This window comes from Blautia obeum ATCC 29174, assembly GCF_025147765.1.
GTDB lineage: Bacteria > Bacillota > Clostridia > Lachnospirales > Lachnospiraceae > Blautia_A > Blautia_A obeum.
In genome coordinates this window covers 331,678-349,749 of record NZ_CP102265.1, presented here as the reverse complement: position 1 = coordinate 349,749, position 18,072 = coordinate 331,678, and the positions used below count along the sequence as shown (strand labels likewise).

Genomic DNA, 18,072 nt, shown 5'->3' with positions numbered 1-18,072 from the left:
TGTATAAATGCCCTTCCGGAAGTGCCGGGATTATCCACTTTCCATAGCAGAAATTCAGATCTTTTCCACTTTATACCCAAGTCCCCATACTACTTTGAGGTAGCGTGGCTCTTTGGGATTGATCTCAATCTTTTCTCTGATATGGCGAATATGAACAGCTACCGTGTTATCTGCTGCGATTGCTTCTTCATTCCAAATGTTCTCATAAATCTGATTAATAGAAAAAACTCTGCCCTGATTTTGCACAAGAAAAAGGAGAATACGATATTCAATCGGAGTCAGCTTCACACTTTCTCCATCAACAGTAACTTCTTTACGGTCATCATCGATCATAAGTCCGCCCGTTTCGTAAATATTCTCTTTTTTCTCGGTCATTGCCCCCAGCTGTGTATATCTGCGGAGCTGAGATTTCACCCTAGCCACCAGTTCCAACGGATTAAAAGGCTTTGTCACATAATCATCTGCCCCGACATTCAACCCAAGAATTTTGTCCGCATCTTCTGATTTTGCAGATAAAATTATAATAGGAAGAGCGTTTTTTTCACGGATCTTCAATGTTGCCCGTATTCCATCCAGCTTCGGCATCATCACATCAATGATCAGAAGATCCACCGGATGATTCTGCAAAACTCTTATTGCCTGTTCACCGTCATATGCTTTCAGGATATGATGTCCCTCCTGCGTCAGATAAATCTCTATTGCCTCTACGATTTCCTTGTCGTCATCGCATACCAGTATCTCTGCCATTTCCCCTGCCTCCTGTTTTTCATGCTTTTACTATACCTGTTAAGAATTAATATCCATGAGGTAAAATATTAAGATTTTCTTATGATATTAAACGAAGTTGTCCATTGGTATCCTATTATAGCAAATAATATATAAAAACTCTTCAAAAAAGTATAATTTCTCTGTTGACAAAGCTGGACCATTATGGTACAGTATAGTCACAGCAAGAAGCAATAACGATTACTATTATTAAATAAAACAATTTTCAATTATGTAAAGGAGATTAAGATTATGGCAAAATGGGTATGTAATGTATGTGGTTATGTTCATGAAGGTGACGAGGCTCCGGAAGTCTGTCCAGTATGTAAAGCACCTGCTTCCAAATTCACAAAACAGGATGAGAACCTGACATGGGCTGCTGAACATGTTGTTGGTGTAGCTCAGGGTGTCAGCGAAGACATTCTTGAAGATCTGAGAGCAAACTTCCAGGGTGAATGCTCCGAAGTTGGTATGTACCTTGCAATGGCAAGAGTTGCCCACAGAGAAGGTTATCCGGAAATCGGTCTTTACTGGGAAAAAGCTGCTTACGAAGAAGCAGAACATGCTGCTAAATTCGCTGAACTTCTTGGCGAAGTTGTTACTGACAGCACAAAGAAAAACCTTGAAATGCGTGTAGAAGCTGAAAATGGTGCTACCGCTGGTAAATTTGACCTTGCAAAACGTGCCAAAGCTGCCAATCTTGACGCAATCCATGATACTGTTCATGAGATGGCAAGAGACGAGGCAAGACACGGCAAAGCATTTGCAGGTCTGCTTAAGAGATATTTCGGTTAATAAATTGTAGAAAGGAAACGATATATGGCAACCTTAAAATACAGCCGTCAGCGAGAAGCCATCAAGGACTTCCTTATGACCCGCAAAGACCATCCTACCGCAGATGTTGTTTATGAAAATATAAAGAAAATATATCCCAACATCAGTCTGGGAACTGTATATCGCAACCTTTCTCTCTTATCTGAGATCGGAGAGATTCAGAAGCTGTCCAATTTTGGAGGTGCTGACCATTTTGATGGATGCGTTACTCCACACTGCCACTTCATGTGTAAGGAATGCGGACAGGTTCTTGATCTGGAAACCGAGGATTTAAACAGCCTTGCAGAAAAAGCTGTCAAAAACTTTCCTGGTAAGATTTCAGATTGTGATATACGCTTTTTCGGAATATGTCCGAAATGTGTGAACAAATGATGTATTTTTTGATATTTGCTTGACTTTAACTATTTGATATGATAGATTGAAGCTACAGTTATTGAGAATAATTACTATTATTAAACAAAACTAACTTAATTAAGAAAAGGAGATTACGATTATGGCTAAATGGGTATGTAGTGTATGTGGATACGTTCATGAAGGTGACGAGGCTCCGGAAGTCTGTCCAGTATGTAAAGCACCTGCTTCCAAATTCACAAAACAGGACGAGAACCTGACATGGGCTGCTGAACATGTTGTTGGTGTAGCTCAGGGTGTCAGCGAAGACATTCTTGAAGATCTGAGAGCAAACTTCCAGGGTGAATGCTCCGAAGTTGGTATGTACCTTGCAATGGCAAGAGTTGCTCACAGAGAAGGTTATCCGGAAATCGGTCTTTACTGGGAAAAAGCTGCTTACGAAGAAGCAGAACATGCTGCTAAATTCGCAGAACTTCTCGGCGAAGTTGTTACTGACAGCACAAAGAAAAACCTCGAAATGCGTGTAGAAGCTGAGAACGGCGCTACAGCTGGTAAATTCGATCTTGCTAAACGTGCAAAAGCTGCTAACCTCGATGCAATCCATGACACAGTTCATGAAATGGCAAGAGACGAAGCAAGACACGGAAAAGCATTCGCTGGACTGCTTAAGAGATATTTCGGAGAATAAAATTTTAAATTTTATATGAAACAGCTGATCCCCAGGGCATATGCCCCGGGGATCTTTTTTAATCAGATTTTTTTATACTCTCCGCAATCTTTTTCTTACTGTCATTCCGCACTTCATCACGGAGACGTGTCAGATACTCCGAAAACTGCACTTTATCATTTCCGTAAGTCATCTGCAGATCATATTCCAGCGGAATCCATGTACTGATATCCGACTCATTATGCTGGATCAGAGCTTCCAGATTATCCAGTGCCTTATAGATTCTGGCTTCCAGCGTCTTCCGCTCTTCCATTTCTCTGTAAAGCTCCTGCATTTCACTGACAAAAGGTTCCGGCAGCTGCATCATCCATTCGTTTAAAAGTGATGCTTCTTTTTCTTCATCTTTTTCTGACTTTTCAAAGGTTGGTATGTCCCCGGTAAATGCCTCTCCAAGGTCATGGATCAAGCACATTTTCATTAATTTTTCCAGATTTGCTTCCGGAAACTCATCACTGACAAGATATGCCATCAACGTAATTCTCCAGGAATGCTCCGCCACACTTTCCCTGCGGCCTCTGGATGTATAACAGTGCCTGGTGGCATCTTTCAGACGCTCCGCCACAGCTAATGTTTCTATCAGTTTCTCAGGTTCCATCTATCTGCTCAGTCCCCTTTTTGTATTTTAAGTTGTTTTATTATAACACTTTTTAAGCAGTATCGTCTATAAATAATCTTTTTCATACTCAGGCAAAAGCCTCTGGTACCTGGCAGAAATCTCGCATTTCAAACAAAAACGATCTCCGCAATTGCTCACGGAGATCGCCTCTTACACTTTATTTGTTGCTGCGAACAGTAACCTTCATTTTATTATTTCACAGTCACTTTGCATGTCATTTTCTTAGAACCACTCTGAACTGTGATCGTTGCTGTTCCCTTTTTCAGGCCTTTCACTACACCCTTAGATGTTACAGTTACAACTTTTTTGTTAGATGATTTAAAAGTAATTTTTTCATCTGTGTTCTTTGGTGTTGCTATGGCTTTAATCTTGAAAGATTTTCCCTTGGAAACACTTTTTGCTGCCGGAACACCGGAAAGATTTGTTGTTTTTACGCCGGTAACCTTTACAGTTACAACAACTTTCTTACTTCCTGATTTGACAGTGATCTTTGCTGTGCCGGCTTTTTTCGCTTTGATCACACCTTTGGAGCTGACGGTAGCTACCTTCTTATTTGAAGAAGAATATGTAACTTTCTCTTTGCTTGTTACTGGTGTAACTGCAATAGAAGAAGCCAATTTCTTGTAGGTAGCTCCTTTTGCAAGTGTCAGTGATTTCGTTGTTGTTGTAATCTTAGTGGTTTTTACTGCTGCCTTCTGAACAGTTACCTTGAAGCTTGCTGTCTTTTTGCTTGCAAGAGTAACAGTGACTACAGCACTTCCCTTCTTCTTGCCGGCAGTCAGCTTGAATGTTCCATTTTTGTTTACATTTGTTACTTTTACAGTTCTCGGTTTATTTGAAGTAACTGCTGTAACATAGTCTCCTTCTGAAAATCCCGTTGCTTTGAATGCAGTTGTGGACTGACCTGTTTTCATTTTCAATGAAGAAGCTGTCAGATAAATGGTACCTGGAACTTTTGCTATTGTATTCTGCTTCTCAAGGACTGTACCACATACAGAACAATGACTTCCTTCGGTCTTTCCGTCTGCAAATACAGTCGGAGCTACTGCTGCATCTTTCATTACAGTATGGCCTTTTACAGGGATTGACACAGTCTGCACTGCATCACAGGAAGCACAATTTTCAACCTTACTTCCTGCTTCTGTACAGGTAGCTTCTTTTACAACATTTTTAGTCACCCAGCTGTGGCTGTGTACTTTATCTGTGGCATCAAATTCATATCTCTTTGTATCAATTATTTCCCATCTTCCTGTCTCCAGTTTTTTCTCCCATGCCTTAAAAAAGATCCATGTAGCATCTTTTGTCTTTCGGGTCATGGTCGGAACATCCCAGCCTTCCGTATACTGTACGCTCCAGTCATTTTCATCATACACCGTTTCAATTTTTAATGTCTCTGGATCTCCAACACCTGTTAAATTTCCATTTACATAATGATACAGAGCAACGCCCTTCTTCGCATAATCAATTACTTCTCCAACCTGCGGATTCAGTTTATTTCCATTTGCATCTGTAAGAACATCCGGTCCCAGCATCGGTGTGTTATTACCATGGTCTCCGTTATCTCCATCATCCCCGTCATCTCCATCATCATGTAAAGAATCTACCTGATAATCACGTCTTGCGATATAATTCCATCTTCCGTCTTCATCTTTCTCCAGAGCTGTCAGAGCAAAGCTGGTACCGTTTTCCGTTATTCTCTCCAATATCGGAAGTTCCTGCCCGGAAACTTCAATCCATTCCCATCCTTCTGTATCGTAGTCATTATCAGGTTCACCTGTTTCCTCATCTGTCCCTCTATAAATAATAATCTTATAATTATCTCCTGTTACAGGACTAAGCTTCTTCGTATCTTTTTCATAACGGAAAAGCTGTGGTTGCATATCTTTGGCAATATCAATCTGTTCTCCCACCTTAGGATTAAGTACATTTCCATCTGCATCCGTGGCATTTTCCGGCATGATCACATATTCACTGATTTCAAAATAAACTTTACTGGTAAATGTTTTAAAAGCATCTGAGCTGACTGTCACATAAATACCAAAAGCTCCTGTTACCCCATGAGAATTTATAACAATATTATTATCATCTACAGAGACATCTACCTTTCCGGTATAGTCCCAATCATCTTCCATTGGTTTAAGTTCTAATTTGTATGCTTCTGAAATTGTCTCATCGCCATCTTCATCAGAATGATACACGCTGGTTGAAATCGTCATCTGGCTGTTTGGAAGCATAGTACCATTTCCTGTATGCCCGTCCATAAAATCATACATCAGACTATATTTGGATTCTTCTTCCCCTACAGCCTCTATGCTTTCATCTCCGGCTGTAAAATCCACATTCTGCGTTTCTTCCGCTTCTTCCTGGATTTCTGCATCCTCACCGTCTCCTACGGAAAACTCATCCTCCTGAATATTTACTTCTGCATCCTCTGAAGCAGCCCCTTCTGATTCTACTGCTGCTTCTGCATCAGCATCATCCTGGCTCATTTCCACTTCCTGCTCAACATCTGCTGTGAGTTCTTCCGCTGCTACCGGTACAACTACACTCTGTGTAACAGTAAGCGCCATTGCCAGAAGCATTGCGATTTTGTTTCTTTTCATATAAACCCCATTCCCTTCTTTTTTATTGTCTGCAAACAGACTGATAAATTATTATAAAATGAAAAAGAAACAAAACCCATTACCTCGCAGCATAGTTTATGTTTTTATTTACAAAAAAGCTCCTGCAAATTATATCGCAGAAGCTTTCAGACTGTTCTTTATTCAAATGTCGCTTTCGCTGTATCTACTGCATGATCTGCTTTATTCTCAATATCCGCATCATTTCCCGAGAACACGCTTCCGGCAAAATCAATAACCTCATTTCCCGGCAGACTGTCAATGCAGACAGCAGTTCCATTATCCGTAAATGTATTATTCACATAGTTTGGCGCAGTACCGTAAGCCATAGAGGTATTAAATTTCAAACCAACCGTATTATTCGCGAACGTACATTCCATTGCATTAACCCATGCACCATTCTGTGCAACAGCAGCCGTATCCCAACCCGTGAAGTTGCAATCGGTAAGAAGCACCAGACAATACGCATCCAGTCCGATTCCACCCTCACCTTCAAAATTAATCCCCGACAGATCTGCATAGTTGCCATCATGTCCCTTTATACTGACAGTTCCGGTAAAAGTAGTCACCGCATCACCGTCTTTGCTTCCTGAAATGCCCCAGACATGATCGCCAAAAGTGATATCTCCGTCATAGGTCACTGCCGGAAGATGCAGATATACCGGAGTATCTGAGGGTACCTCTTCTTCAATGGAAGCAAGCAGGGCATTCAACTCTTCGGTGGTCTCCATCGGTGTATCTTCCGGATAATAGCTGACTGCCGGCTGTTTTTCAATCGTAAGTCTCGTACTGAGAAAAATTGTATCTCCATTCTTCATGGTAAGTGTCCACTGGATATCATTCGTTCCACTGTCAGATACATAATTGATATCAGAAACATACGCTGCATTTGGGAAGCTTTCATTGTATACCGGTTCTACATATTCCATTTTCTGCGATCCCTCTGATGGCTTTGTATCTACTTTACAGGACTCTACCTCTTTGGAAAAATCTTCTCCAGCCAGTTCTCCTGTATCTTTGTTTAATACATACAGCTGACATGGAAGTGCACTGTTCATGCCTTCCGACAGCGTATCTGTGCGCTCACCCTGGGCATGTCCAGTCATACCGCCTTCCTCAGAAAAACTCAGCAGAACTTTGTATGATTTTCCCTTATCCGTATAAGTGATCTGAGCACCGCCTTCATATGTTTTTGGTCTGTGATAGATAGAAAAAGCGATTCCGATAACCGCAGCTACGGCCAGAACTGCCACTCCTATCACTGCTTTCTTTCTCCACTTTCTTGGCGTCTTTATCTCTTTCTTTTCTGTCTGAACTGTTGTACAGTGCGGGCAGAAAGACGCGTCATCCGGCAGTATCTCCCCACATTTTATACACTTTTTACTCATTGACTTTCCCCTTTATCTCTTTTTGTTTTCTTCTCTATTTTTATAGAAAATTTGCTACAGAACCTCCAGCAGATGAAGAATATTCTTGTATCTTTTTGATGGATTAACCATTGTACAGCGTTGAACAATTCTTCCCATTCTGCCACCTGCAAGTTTCCTGGAAGGATGTTCGCCGGTCAGCATAATATTAAGTAAAACACCAAGCGCATAGATATCTGCCCGTCCATCCGACTGCGAAAGGCCATACTGCTCCGGTGCTGCAAATCCAGTTGTTCCCAGAATCTGCGTATCTTCCTGAATTGTGCTTTTATATATTCTTGATGCATCAAAATCGATCAGAACAGCTTCTTTTCCACGTATAATAACATTATCCGGCTTCACATCTCTGTGCACCACACCCATAGAATGAAATACCCACAATGCAGAACAAAGCTGTCTTGCAATCTGTTTCGACTCCGCAATTGTCAGAAGACCGCCTTCTAGGATCTCGCTAAGCGTATCGCCCTGCACATATTCTTCCAGCAGAGCTGTCTTTCCATCTTTTTCTCCGACTTCCATTATTTGCGGCAGATTTGGACAGGAAACATTCAGAAGTTTCTGATAAACTTCACTGTTTCCATAAAAATGCCGGAAAATATAACGGGTGCCGCTGTCTCTGTGACGTACAAGTGAGACCTCGCCCCGTTCACTTTTTTTGATCAGCATGAGCACATCATATTCGCTATGAACTGCACCCAAAAGACTGTCGTAAATATTCATATTTCTCATCCTTACTCGTTACTGTTGTAACTGATATTCCTTTTTACTATGCGGTCTGCATATTGTTTTTCAGAACTGTTTATAGTATATTTTAATTTATGTATACTATTTAAAATATTATAACTTATTAGTAATTATTCAGCAAGTAATATAACAAATAGAATATTTGTATTACTATTAATACTATTCGTAAAGCAGCACGAATAGCAATATATTGTTCAAAAATAACGATGAGTAAAGGCGCGGATTATGAAAAAGAAAAATACAGATGGTTTACAGCAGGAACTTATGGATTCACCAGATCTGACTCAGTTTCTGTCACAAAACCAGGAACAGTTTGTAAATAAAAATGTAGCAGAATTATTAAACCATCTGTTTGAAAAGAAAAATATCTCAAAAGCAGCTCTCGCCAAACAGGCAGGCATGAGCGAAATCTATCTGCACCAGATTTTTGCCGGTCGCCGGAATCCTTCCCGAAACCGTCTGCTGTGTCTGTGTTACGGTCTGAATGCAAGCGTAGAAGAAACCCAGGAATTATTGAGACGTTGCGGAAAAGCCCAATTATATCCCAAGCTGAAACGTGATGCAATTATATATTACGGACTTCTGCACAAACTTGATCTTTTTGAGATCAACGACAAACTGTTTGATGAAAACGAAGAAACTTTATTCTGAAACTACATCTTTTCATTTATCACATAATAGAGCAAAATCCCCTTTAAAACATGATATGCTATCAGTACCTTGGATATATCAATGTTTTAGGGGGATTTTTTCTGTCTGTCACTAATAAAATGGTTGAAAGTCTGTTGCAATGCCAAACATTTTCCCAAATGTTCTTTCATATTATAGAAAAAGTGCGTATACTAAATATATATATATATATGAAACAGTCTCTCAAACAATAAAAAGGAAGTGTCATTTATGAGCGTAATGAATACATACAGTGGGCGAAAATTTGATCCCATGAAGATCGCCCCGGAAGATGTTTATCTGGAAGATATTGCACATGCTTTAAGTCTTGTCTGCCGCGGTGGCGGGCAGATCCGGTGGTTTTATTCTGTAGGCCAGCATTCCATTAACTGTGCTCATGAAGCTCTGGCACGTGGATGGTCTGACCGAATGGCTCTTGCCTGTCTTCTGCACGATGCAAGTGAATGTTACATTTCCGATGTCATCCGCCCGGTTAAAGTCCATCTGCAGAACTACCTGGAAATCGAATCTATGATCATGGATGCGATCTGGGAAAAATTTCATCTTGATGACCTAACTGATGAAGAGAATCAAAAATGGAAACAGATTGATAATGAAATCCTGGAACTGGAATTAAAAACTCTTATGAAAGGTGAAAAAGACAGGGAGATCATCCCCCTGTCTTCTACTCCCGACCTGTCTGAGCGCACTTTCAGTTCTGTAGAAAAAGAATTCAAAGAACTTGCACTTGAACTGTTTCAGAAACTTTCTTAATTTCGTCCAAAACTTCGTATCTCCTGCCGCACATTATCTTCCATACAATACAGAGGATGACTCACCCAGCCGGTTATACAATTTTACTGCATCATCAATATGCGGATTACCCGTGCCCGGTGCACCAGCTGTTACAAGAATGTATTCTACTCCATCAATTTCTGCAAAACTTGCGAGGCAATGACCTGCCTGACTCGTGTATCCGGTCTTGCCTCCTTTGATCTCTCCATCGATCACAGAAGTATCCGACAAATTCTTAAACATCGTACTGTAAAATGTGATTCCATCCGGATGAATATTTGTTCCTGATGTAGAATGATATGGACTTTCAATGATCTCACGGAAAGTGTCATTTTTTATCGCATAACGAAGCAACAGCGCAATGTCTTTTGCTGTGCTGTAATGATCTTCCCTGTGCAGTCCTGAAATGGAACTGAAATGAGTACCTGTCATTCCAAGCTTCTCTGCTTTTTCATTCATAAGAGTTACAAAATCACTCACCGAACCCGCAACGGTGTCTGCCAATGCTACGCAGCACTCTGCACCGGACGGAAGCATGACTCCGTAGAGAAGATCAATTGCCTTCACTGTCTCATTCGGCTGAAATCCAGCCTGCATTGCATCCTGCACATAAAGATCCGCTACCATATCGTTTGTAATCGTAATCTCCTGATTCAAATCCTTGAGATTTTCAATCGCAAGGATTGTAGTCATGATCTTTGTCATAGAAGCCGGATACATCTGTTCTTCACCATTGATATCACCGATGACTTTACCACTCTTTGCATTCATGAGCACCGCATAAGGGCTGTTGATCCCTGTGATATCCAGTTCCTCGACTGCAGGTTTACGGATACTGTTTACGAAGTTGGTGATTCCTGTTCCCAGTCCCAGATTATGCCCCACGATCATTACAAGAACGACAACTACGATCAGTTCTGCAGCAATCAGACCCTTGAGCCTGCCCTTCTTTTTTCTTCGACCGTTATTTCTTTTATTTCCTGTATTTGGAGTATTTCTACGTTTCTTATCAGCCATACCGCCCCTTCTTTTCTATTGAAGTTTCTTATTATTGTATCATATTACCACAAAATCCTGTAAAAAACTTTAATGTTTTATTAAGAAAAAAAGGGAACCCTGTGATGGGTATGATTGGAGATGCAAGGGCGGGGGTGGGTGTATCCGGAGTGGGAAAATTCATCGGTTCTAAAGTACTAAGACTCTGATATTTTGCTAAAAGCGATCATAAAAATGTCAAACTCGCTTCGCTCAAACAGTGCCATTTTTATGCTCAACACAAAATCCCAGAGCCTAAGTACTTTCACGAACCTCTTCAGGCTTCCCCCTCCCGGATACACCCACCCCGCCTCCAACATACTCCACAAACTCACTCACCAACCCTTGAAATAAATTGTCGCTCCACCACATCGCAACCATTCCTAAAAAGTATCCACCATATTATATCTCTATTATCCATTTCTTCCCCAGCAAACTCAGCCTTTTTGTTTTTCAGCGTGGCCGACAAGGGGGAGTCCGAGGGGGAACAGCGGCCTTCGCAACTGTGAGCGAGTTCCCCCTCGGATTTTTTTCCCATTTGCCAAATAGCGGGACCCCGGGCAGTACCCGGCAAAATTAGGGAAATAAAAAAGACACCCTTTTAAAGGATGTCCTTTTGTCATTTATTTAGGCGAATTTAGCCGGGTTAACCTTCACACCAGGTCCCATAGTAGGTGTAAGAACGATACTCTTCATGTACTGTCCTTTCAGTGTGCTTGGTCTAGCTTTAACGATCGCCTCAATCAGCGTCTGGAAGTTGTCGCTTAACTGTTCCTCAGTAAAGGAAGCTTTACCGATCGGAACATGGATGATATTGGTTTTGTCAAGACGGTATTCAATCTTACCTGCTTTGATATCATTGATCGCTTTTGTAACGTCCATAGTTACTGTTCCAGCTTTCGGGTTTGGCATAAGACCTTTTGGTCCAAGTACACGACCAAGACGTCCTACAACACCCATCATGTCTGGTGTAGCAACAACAACGTCGAAATCCAGCCATCCTTCGTTCTGAATTCTCGGGATGAGATCTTCTGCTCCTACGTAATCAGCTCCAGCTGCTTTAGCTTCTTCAGCTTTAGCGTCTTTTGCGAATACAAGAACACGAACTTTTTTACCAGTTCCATGAGGCAGAACTACTGCACCACGGATCTGCTGATCTGCATGACGTCCATCGCAGCCTGTACGGATGTGAACTTCGATAGTTTCGTCAAATTTAGCAACTGCGGATTTCTTTACAAGGCTGATAGCCTCAGCGGTATCATATAATGTTGCGCGGTCTACTGCTTTAGCAGCTTCCACGTATTTCTTTCCTCGTTTCATTTCTATAACCTCCTGTGGTAATTGCGGGAATTTCCCTCCCACTCACTTCAATTAATTTTTTCTCAGTCTACGACTTCGATTCCCATACTTCTAGCAGTACCAGAGATCATGCTCATAGCTGCTTCAAGGGATGCTGCATTCAGGTCTTTCATTTTCAGTTCAGCGATTTCCTGAATCTGAGCTTTTGTTACTTTTGCAACCTTTGTTTTGTTCGGTACGCCGGAACCTGATTTGATGTTAGCTGCTTTCTTAAGAAGAACAGCTGCCGGCGGAGTTTTGGTTATGAAGCTGAAACTTCTGTCTGCATAAACAGTGATAACTACAGGAATGATAAGATCTCCCTGATCTGCTGTTCTTGCATTAAACTCTTTTGTGAACTGTACAATGTTTACACCGTGCTGTCCAAGAGCCGGACCAACCGGTGGTGCTGGAGTTGCTTTACCAGCAGGAATCTGTAATTTAATATAACCTGTTACTTTTTTTGCCATTTTTCGGCACCTCCTATGTGGTATTGGCGGGGGTTCTTCCCTCCCACTTGAATGTGTTACGCCTTCTTAATATCTGCGAAACTTATTTCTACCGGCGTTTCGCGGCCAAACAATTCAACATTGATAGTAACCGTCTGCTTCTGAGTGCTGATTGCAGTAATAACACCTGCAGTATCTTTCCATGCTCCAGCTGTTACAACAACCATATCACCCTCTGCAAAGTCTACCTGAATGTCATCATTCTTGATTCCTAACGGGAGCATTTCTTCTTCCGTAAGCGGAACCGGTTTGGATCCCGGTCCTACGAATCCGGTAACACCTCTGGTGTTGCGGACAACATACCAGGTATCATCATTCATGACCATGTTGAGAAGCACATAACCAGGAAACATCTTTTTCTGGACCTGCTTGGCAGCACCGTTACGCATTTCCACAACTTCCTGCAGCGGAACGCGAACCTCCAGAATCTGGTCTTCCAGGTGTCTGTTTTCGATTGTTTTTTCAATGTTGGCTTTTACTTTGTTTTCATACCCTGAATAAGTATGAACAACATACCATTTCGCTTCTGACATACAATCACCGTTATCCTTATTTCACTAAAAGATTTATTCCTTCCAGAATAGCTGAGTCAAATACACTGATGATCACAGCAAGTACAACTGTAATAATTGTAACTGCTATAGTCTGTTTTACAAGTGTAGCCTTGTCAACCCAGACAATCTTTTTGAATTCCGATTGAAGTCCCTGAAACCAATTTCTCTTCTGACCTTTGCCAGCAGATTTTTCTTTCTCTTGCATAGTCTAACCTCACAATCGTTTGTGATTATTTTGTTTCCTTGTGCAGAGTATGGGTACGGCAGAACTTACAATATTTCTTTGTTTCAAGACGCTCAGGATGATTCTTTTTCTCCTTGGTCATATTGTAGTTACGCTGCTTGCACTCCGTACATGCCAATGTAATCTTAACGCGCACAACTTCCACCTCCAGTGTTTTCATTTGCGTGGGCCTTTTTGCCTTTTTCGGGCATAAAAAAAAGACCTAACTTCCATGTCGCTCGTCTAGTTTAGCACAACCATACTATATAAGTCAAGCTTTTTCCTGCAAAATACAAGCTTTCTTGCAAAATAATAAAGAAAGAACAATAGATTTCTCTTGTCAACAAACCTTTGGTAGTGTATGATAAGTAAGGTCACAGCCCTCAGATTACTGGGGGTTCTATAATTTAATAAAGAAAATATAGGAGCGGATTTTATGTTTAAACGATTTAGGGATGACATGAAGAAGTACTGGAAGTATGCCATTTACTCTTCTAAAGCCCAGTTGAAAGCTGAAGTAGCCAATTCCTATCTGAACTGGCTCTGGTGGGTACTGGATCCTCTGTGCTTCATGTTGATCTATGTATTCATGTTCGGATATGTATTTAAGTCTAAAGAACAGTACTTTGCGATCTTCGTTTTTGTCGGCATCACTCTCTGGGACTTTTTTAACAAGTGTCTGTTGCAGAGTGTCAAGATCATCAAGAACAACAAACCAATCGTATCCAAAGTATATATACCAAAATTCATCCTTCTGGTTATCAGAATATGTGTCAACGGCTTCAAGATGTGCATTTCTCTGCTGATCATCGTTGCTATGCTTGCTATATGGCGCGTTCCGCTGACTCTGAATATCCTGTATGTGATTCCAATTCTGATCACACTGGTTACTGTAGTTTTTGGTATCAGTTGTTTTCTGCTTCATTATGGTGTATTTGTAGAAGACCTTGGCAATGTTCTGCGTATCGCACTTCGCCTTGTATTCTACCTGACCGGTGTATTCTGGAACATCATGAGTCGTCTGCCGGCACCATACAACAACTACATCGGCAAGGGAAACCCGATCGCATTTCTGATCACATCCATGCGTCAGTGCGTAATCTACGGACAGGCACCTCATCGTAAGCTTCTGCTTCTGTGGTTCCTGATCGGGCTGGTACTCTGTGCCCTTGGTATCCGCAAAATCTATAAGAGCGAAAACAGCTATGTAAAGGTGATTTAATATGGAAGAAAAGCATGCAATCGAAGTCAAAGATCTGGTTATCAGCTACCAGAATCTGAAAAAAACTTCTATTAAGAAAACTCTGCTTCATCTGAAACGTCAGAAACCTGACCGTTTTGTTGCAGTAAAAGGAATTTCCTTCTACGTTCGCGAAGGCGAGATCCTTGGTATCATCGGTAAGAACGGAAGTGGAAAATCCACCACACTGAACGCACTGGCTGGTATCTTTTCTCCGGACAGTGGTTCTATTGACCTGAACGGACACAGTATTTCACTCCTGTCCATCGGTGTCGGTTTCATCCGTGAGATGACCGGCCGTGAAAATATCACTCTTTCCGGTATGCTTCTTGGTTTTACTGAAGAACAGGTCAAAGCCAAAGAACAGGAAATCATTGATTTTGCTGAAATCGGCGAGTTCATTGATATGCCAGTCAGAACTTATTCCAGCGGTATGTATTCCAAACTGGCTTTTTCCATCACAGCTATTCTTGAAACAGACATTATGCTGATCGACGAAGTATTGAGTGTCGGCGACCAGAAATTCAAAAAGAAGAGTTATGAAAAGATGAAGAGCCTGATCTCCAACAAAGATCGTACCGTAGTTATCGTCTCCCATAGTATCGAAACTCTGAAACAGCTTTGCGATACTGTTATGTGGATGCACGAAGGACAGATCAAGCGAATCGGTGATCCGGACGAAGTCCTTGATGAATATGTAGCTTTTATGGAAAAAAGCTGAAAAAAAGTCACGGGGTAAACCCCCGTGGCTTATTCTTTTTCTTCCGGATCCACCGGTTCTTTCTCAGAAAGTTCTTTTACCGGATCCACTGAATCCTTCAGTGCATTTGTCTGATTATCATTTACTCCTTCAGAAACTTCTTTCTGGAAGAATATCTTCACTGTCATCATAAGCAGTTTCAGGTCAAGTACAAAAGAGTAATTCTCAATATAGAACAGGTCCAGCTTCAGTTTATCATAAGGTGTGGTGTTGTATTTACCATATACCTGCGCATAACCGGTAAGTCCTGCCTTAACCTTCAGGCGATAATAAAACTCTGGAATTTCCTTGCAGTATTCGCGGACAAGCGTCTGTCTTTCCGGTCTCGGTCCAACCAGAGACATATCCCCCATAAATACATTAAATAACTGAGGCAGTTCATCCAGATGCAGATTGCGGAGTACTCTTCCTACCGGGGTGATCCTGCTGTCATGTTTGGATGCAAGTCTTGCACCGTTCTTCTCGGAATCCACGCACATACTACGGAACTTACAGATCTTAAATGGTCTTCCGCCCTCCGTAAGTCTTTCCTGTCGATATAAGACCGGACCTCTGTCATAAAACTTCACACACAATGCAATGATCAGCATCAGTGGAGATGCAACTATGATTCCAATACCCGAAACAATAATATCCAACAGCCGTTTTGCTGCACGCTGCTCAATAGAAAGTCCCATGTTCTTCGCAACAAGAAGCGGTGTGTCAAACAAATGAATGCGTTCGCTTCCCATCAGGATCACATCAGAAATCTTCGGACTGAGATAGCACCGGATAGAATGTGCAAAACAATGTTTCAGATAACGGTTACGGATATTTGCCGGAAGATCCCATATGATCACTCCGTCATATTCCTTCATCATCCGGTAAATTTCTTTCTCACCCACACTGATATGAACTTTTCCGCTGATATCATATTTATCACGTCTGGAATTCATTTTACTGATCAGATCACCAGGATCACGGTCTCCATAAATCACCAGAAGTTTCCTTGCCTGATATAATTTTGAATAAATATATCTGGAACCCCATATCCATACAAGGATGATCACAAACTGAATCAGTGTCATCTCTATCATTGGCCATGGTCTCAGGAACCATCGGTTGATCAACGTGATCTGAAAATATGTCACGATATTTGTACAGATCGTAGCCAGCGTCAGAGAATAAAATACATCTATGCGTTTCAGATATCCTACTTTCAGACCTCCATAAAGTCTGGAAAACAAAACATTGATCAATCCGTAGATTGCAATCAGGACCCAGTTACCTTTTCTCCAGAACGGTTCAAAAATAAGTCCTCTGTAATAGTCATACCAGATATATGCAAAAACAGCTGTCTGTGCGATCACAACAAGACTTGCCAGACAAAATACTATAAAACGTTTAAAATCCTCTCGTCTGTTCACTATATCCCTCTCATCCGTCAAATAGCACTTTTATTTTTCCCTTTAACCTTGTTATTATAACGTAAAACATACTTTTCGTCCAGTGATTGTCGGCTCCTTTCCAGCCTTGTATACAGCATTTCTCGTCCGCTCCTCTGTTTTTGTTACTTTTTTATGTTTTTGTCGAAATTTTTCCATCAATTTAATACACACTTAACAATCATCAAAAAAAAATATCAATCAAGCCACACTTTTTTGCTCAAAAATGTAGAAATGTTTTTGTAAAAAATGTATAATAGATTCATATAAGCAATCTAAAAGGAAAGTGAGGGTTCACTATGAAACAAAACAACATGTTAGCGATGATCCTGGCTGGCGGACGTGGAAGCCGTCTTCATGAACTCACCAACAAAGTAGCCAAGCCGGCAGTTTCATATGGCGGAAAATACCGCATTGTTGATTTCCCGCTCAGCAACTGCGCTAACAGCGGAGTGGACATTGTCGGAGTACTGACTCAGTACGAATCCGTTCTTCTGAATAGTTATGTAGCAGCTGGCGGACGCTGGGGACTTGATGCCAGAGAAAGTGGAGTCTTTGTTCTTCCACCACGTGAAAAAGCTGATGCAGATCTTGACGTTTACAGAGGTACTGCTGACGCGATTTCTCAGAATATCGATTTTATCGATAAATATTCTCCGGAATATCTTTTAGTTCTTTCCGGCGACCATATTTATAAAATGAATTACGACAAAATGCTGGATTACCATAAGGAAATGAATGCCGATGCAACGATCGCAGTCATTGAAGTACCGATGAAAGAAGCAAGCCGTTTCGGTATCATGAACACAGATGGCAACGGCCGCATCGTTGAATTCGAAGAAAAACCAGAGCATCCGAAGAGCAACCTTGCTTCTATGGGTATTTATATTTTCAACTGGAAGCTTCTCCGCAAGATCCTTCTTGCAGATATGAAGAATCCTGATTCCCACCATGACTTTGGTAAGGATGTTATCCCGTGTCTCCTTAACGACAATAAAACACTTGCCGCATATAAATTCAAAGGTTACTGGAAAGATGTCGGAACCATCGACTCTCTCTGGGAAGCAAATATGGACCTCATTGATTCCAGAAATGAGCTGAATCTGAACGATCCAACATGGAAGATCTACACAGAAGACACACCTGCTCTTCCTCAGTACATAGGACCAAATGCCAAAATCGACAAAGCATTTATCACACAGGGCTGTGTTGTCGAAGGTGAAGTTAAGCATTCTGTACTGTTCACCGGATGCAAAGTCGGCGAGGGTGCCAAGATCATTGACAGTGTACTGATGCCAGGCGTAGAAGTTGCCGCCGGCGCAGTTGTTCAGCGTGCACTTGTTGCTGATAATGTCAAGATTGGCCAGGATGCTGTTGTAGGCAGTGCAGACAGTGAAAATATCGAACTCGTGTCCAAACGTGTAAAGGGGGTAGAATAAT

Annotated in this window: 20 protein-coding genes; 8 read left to right on the top strand and 12 right to left on the bottom strand. The window is 41.5% G+C overall.

Annotated elements, in window-relative coordinates:
* Positions 1-54: 54 nt before the first annotated feature.
* Positions 55-747 (bottom strand): response regulator transcription factor, encoded by a 693-nt coding sequence (locus NQ503_RS01610; RefSeq protein ID WP_005425640.1) that lies wholly within the window; start codon positions 745-747, stop codon positions 55-57.
* A 270-nt stretch (positions 748-1,017) separates the two neighbouring features.
* Between NQ503_RS01610 and NQ503_RS01605 the strand changes: the two genes are divergently transcribed.
* The 3 genes from NQ503_RS01605 (at position 1,018) to NQ503_RS01595 (ending at position 2,638) form a co-directional block, all read left to right on the top strand.
* A complete protein-coding gene (locus NQ503_RS01605) occupies positions 1,018-1,560 on the top strand; it encodes an NADH peroxidase (protein WP_055055811.1) in 543 nt (180 codons plus the stop codon).
* A 24-nt stretch (positions 1,561-1,584) separates the two neighbouring features.
* Positions 1,585-1,971 (top strand): Fur family transcriptional regulator, encoded by a 387-nt coding sequence (locus tag NQ503_RS01600; RefSeq protein WP_117739270.1) that lies wholly within the window; start codon positions 1,585-1,587, stop codon positions 1,969-1,971.
* A gap of 121 nt (positions 1,972-2,092) precedes the next feature.
* The gene (locus tag NQ503_RS01595) at positions 2,093-2,638 is read left to right on the top strand and encodes an NADH peroxidase (RefSeq protein ID WP_055055809.1); all 546 of its coding nucleotides are present in this window, start codon (positions 2,093-2,095) and stop codon (positions 2,636-2,638) included.
* Positions 2,639-2,696: 58 nt separating this feature from the next.
* Here the strand turns inward: NQ503_RS01595 and NQ503_RS01590 are convergent, their stop codons facing one another.
* The 4 genes from NQ503_RS01590 to NQ503_RS01575 form a co-directional block, all read right to left on the bottom strand.
* Positions 2,697-3,272: an HD domain-containing protein gene (locus tag NQ503_RS01590; RefSeq protein ID WP_005425278.1), complete on the bottom strand. Its 576-nt coding sequence runs from the start codon at positions 3,270-3,272 to the stop codon at positions 2,697-2,699.
* Positions 3,273-3,484: 212 nt separating this feature from the next.
* Positions 3,485-5,896, bottom strand: coding sequence for an Ig-like domain-containing protein (locus tag NQ503_RS01585; RefSeq protein ID WP_005425276.1), 2,412 nt, complete (start codon positions 5,894-5,896; stop codon positions 3,485-3,487).
* A gap of 158 nt (positions 5,897-6,054) precedes the next feature.
* Positions 6,055-7,302, bottom strand: coding sequence for a zinc ribbon domain-containing protein (locus NQ503_RS01580; protein ID WP_005425275.1), 1,248 nt, complete (start codon positions 7,300-7,302; stop codon positions 6,055-6,057).
* Between the two features lie 54 nt (positions 7,303-7,356).
* Positions 7,357-8,061 (bottom strand): serine/threonine protein kinase, encoded by a 705-nt coding sequence (locus NQ503_RS01575; RefSeq protein ID WP_022388037.1) that lies wholly within the window; start codon positions 8,059-8,061, stop codon positions 7,357-7,359.
* 249 nt (positions 8,062-8,310) lie between these two features.
* Here NQ503_RS01575 and NQ503_RS01570 point away from each other — a divergent pair, with 249 nt between their 5' ends.
* Together NQ503_RS01570 and NQ503_RS01565 are read left to right on the top strand one after the other, a co-directional pair.
* Positions 8,311-8,736: a helix-turn-helix domain-containing protein gene (locus tag NQ503_RS01570; protein WP_005425272.1), complete on the top strand. Its 426-nt coding sequence runs from the start codon at positions 8,311-8,313 to the stop codon at positions 8,734-8,736.
* Between the two features lie 249 nt (positions 8,737-8,985).
* Entirely contained in the window at positions 8,986-9,528 is a 543-nt protein-coding gene (locus tag NQ503_RS01565; RefSeq protein WP_044925726.1) for a phosphohydrolase, read from the top strand.
* 33 nt (positions 9,529-9,561) lie between these two features.
* Here NQ503_RS01565 and NQ503_RS01560 read toward each other — a convergent pair whose 3' ends face one another.
* From NQ503_RS01560 to rpmG, 6 genes are all read right to left on the bottom strand, one after another.
* Positions 9,562-10,566, bottom strand: coding sequence for a D-alanyl-D-alanine carboxypeptidase family protein (locus NQ503_RS01560; RefSeq protein ID WP_005425267.1), 1,005 nt, complete (start codon positions 10,564-10,566; stop codon positions 9,562-9,564).
* 645 nt (positions 10,567-11,211) lie between these two features.
* Positions 11,212-11,904: a 50S ribosomal protein L1 gene (gene rplA / locus NQ503_RS01555; RefSeq protein ID WP_005425261.1), complete on the bottom strand. Its 693-nt coding sequence runs from the start codon at positions 11,902-11,904 to the stop codon at positions 11,212-11,214.
* Between the two features lie 62 nt (positions 11,905-11,966).
* A complete protein-coding gene (rplK, locus tag NQ503_RS01550) occupies positions 11,967-12,392 on the bottom strand; it encodes a 50S ribosomal protein L11 (protein ID WP_005425256.1) in 426 nt (141 codons plus the stop codon).
* 56 nt (positions 12,393-12,448) lie between these two features.
* Positions 12,449-12,964: a transcription termination/antitermination protein NusG gene (nusG, locus tag NQ503_RS01545; protein WP_005425255.1), complete on the bottom strand. Its 516-nt coding sequence runs from the start codon at positions 12,962-12,964 to the stop codon at positions 12,449-12,451.
* Between the two features lie 16 nt (positions 12,965-12,980).
* Complete coding sequence (secE, locus tag NQ503_RS01540; protein ID WP_005425254.1) at positions 12,981-13,190, bottom strand: preprotein translocase subunit SecE; 210 nt, start codon at positions 13,188-13,190, stop codon at positions 12,981-12,983.
* A 25-nt stretch (positions 13,191-13,215) separates the two neighbouring features.
* The gene (gene rpmG, locus NQ503_RS01535) at positions 13,216-13,365 is read right to left on the bottom strand and encodes a 50S ribosomal protein L33 (RefSeq protein ID WP_044925727.1); all 150 of its coding nucleotides are present in this window, start codon (positions 13,363-13,365) and stop codon (positions 13,216-13,218) included.
* 279 nt (positions 13,366-13,644) lie between these two features.
* Here rpmG and NQ503_RS01530 point away from each other — a divergent pair, with 279 nt between their 5' ends.
* Together NQ503_RS01530 and NQ503_RS01525 are read left to right on the top strand one after the other, a co-directional pair.
* The gene (locus tag NQ503_RS01530) at positions 13,645-14,430 is read left to right on the top strand and encodes an ABC transporter permease (protein ID WP_005425252.1); all 786 of its coding nucleotides are present in this window, start codon (positions 13,645-13,647) and stop codon (positions 14,428-14,430) included.
* 1 nt (position 14,431) lies between these two features.
* Positions 14,432-15,169 (top strand): ABC transporter ATP-binding protein, encoded by a 738-nt coding sequence (locus NQ503_RS01525; RefSeq protein ID WP_005425251.1) that lies wholly within the window; start codon positions 14,432-14,434, stop codon positions 15,167-15,169.
* 29 nt (positions 15,170-15,198) lie between these two features.
* On the opposite strand, the gene NQ503_RS01520 is transcribed toward NQ503_RS01525, so the two are convergent.
* Positions 15,199-16,614: an exopolysaccharide biosynthesis polyprenyl glycosylphosphotransferase gene (locus NQ503_RS01520; RefSeq protein WP_022388032.1), complete on the bottom strand. Its 1,416-nt coding sequence runs from the start codon at positions 16,612-16,614 to the stop codon at positions 15,199-15,201.
* A gap of 317 nt (positions 16,615-16,931) precedes the next feature.
* On the opposite strand from NQ503_RS01520, the gene NQ503_RS01515 reads away from it, so the two are divergent.
* Positions 16,932-18,071: a glucose-1-phosphate adenylyltransferase gene (locus tag NQ503_RS01515; RefSeq protein WP_005425248.1), complete on the top strand. Its 1,140-nt coding sequence runs from the start codon at positions 16,932-16,934 to the stop codon at positions 18,069-18,071.
* Position 18,072: the final 1 nt, after the last annotated feature.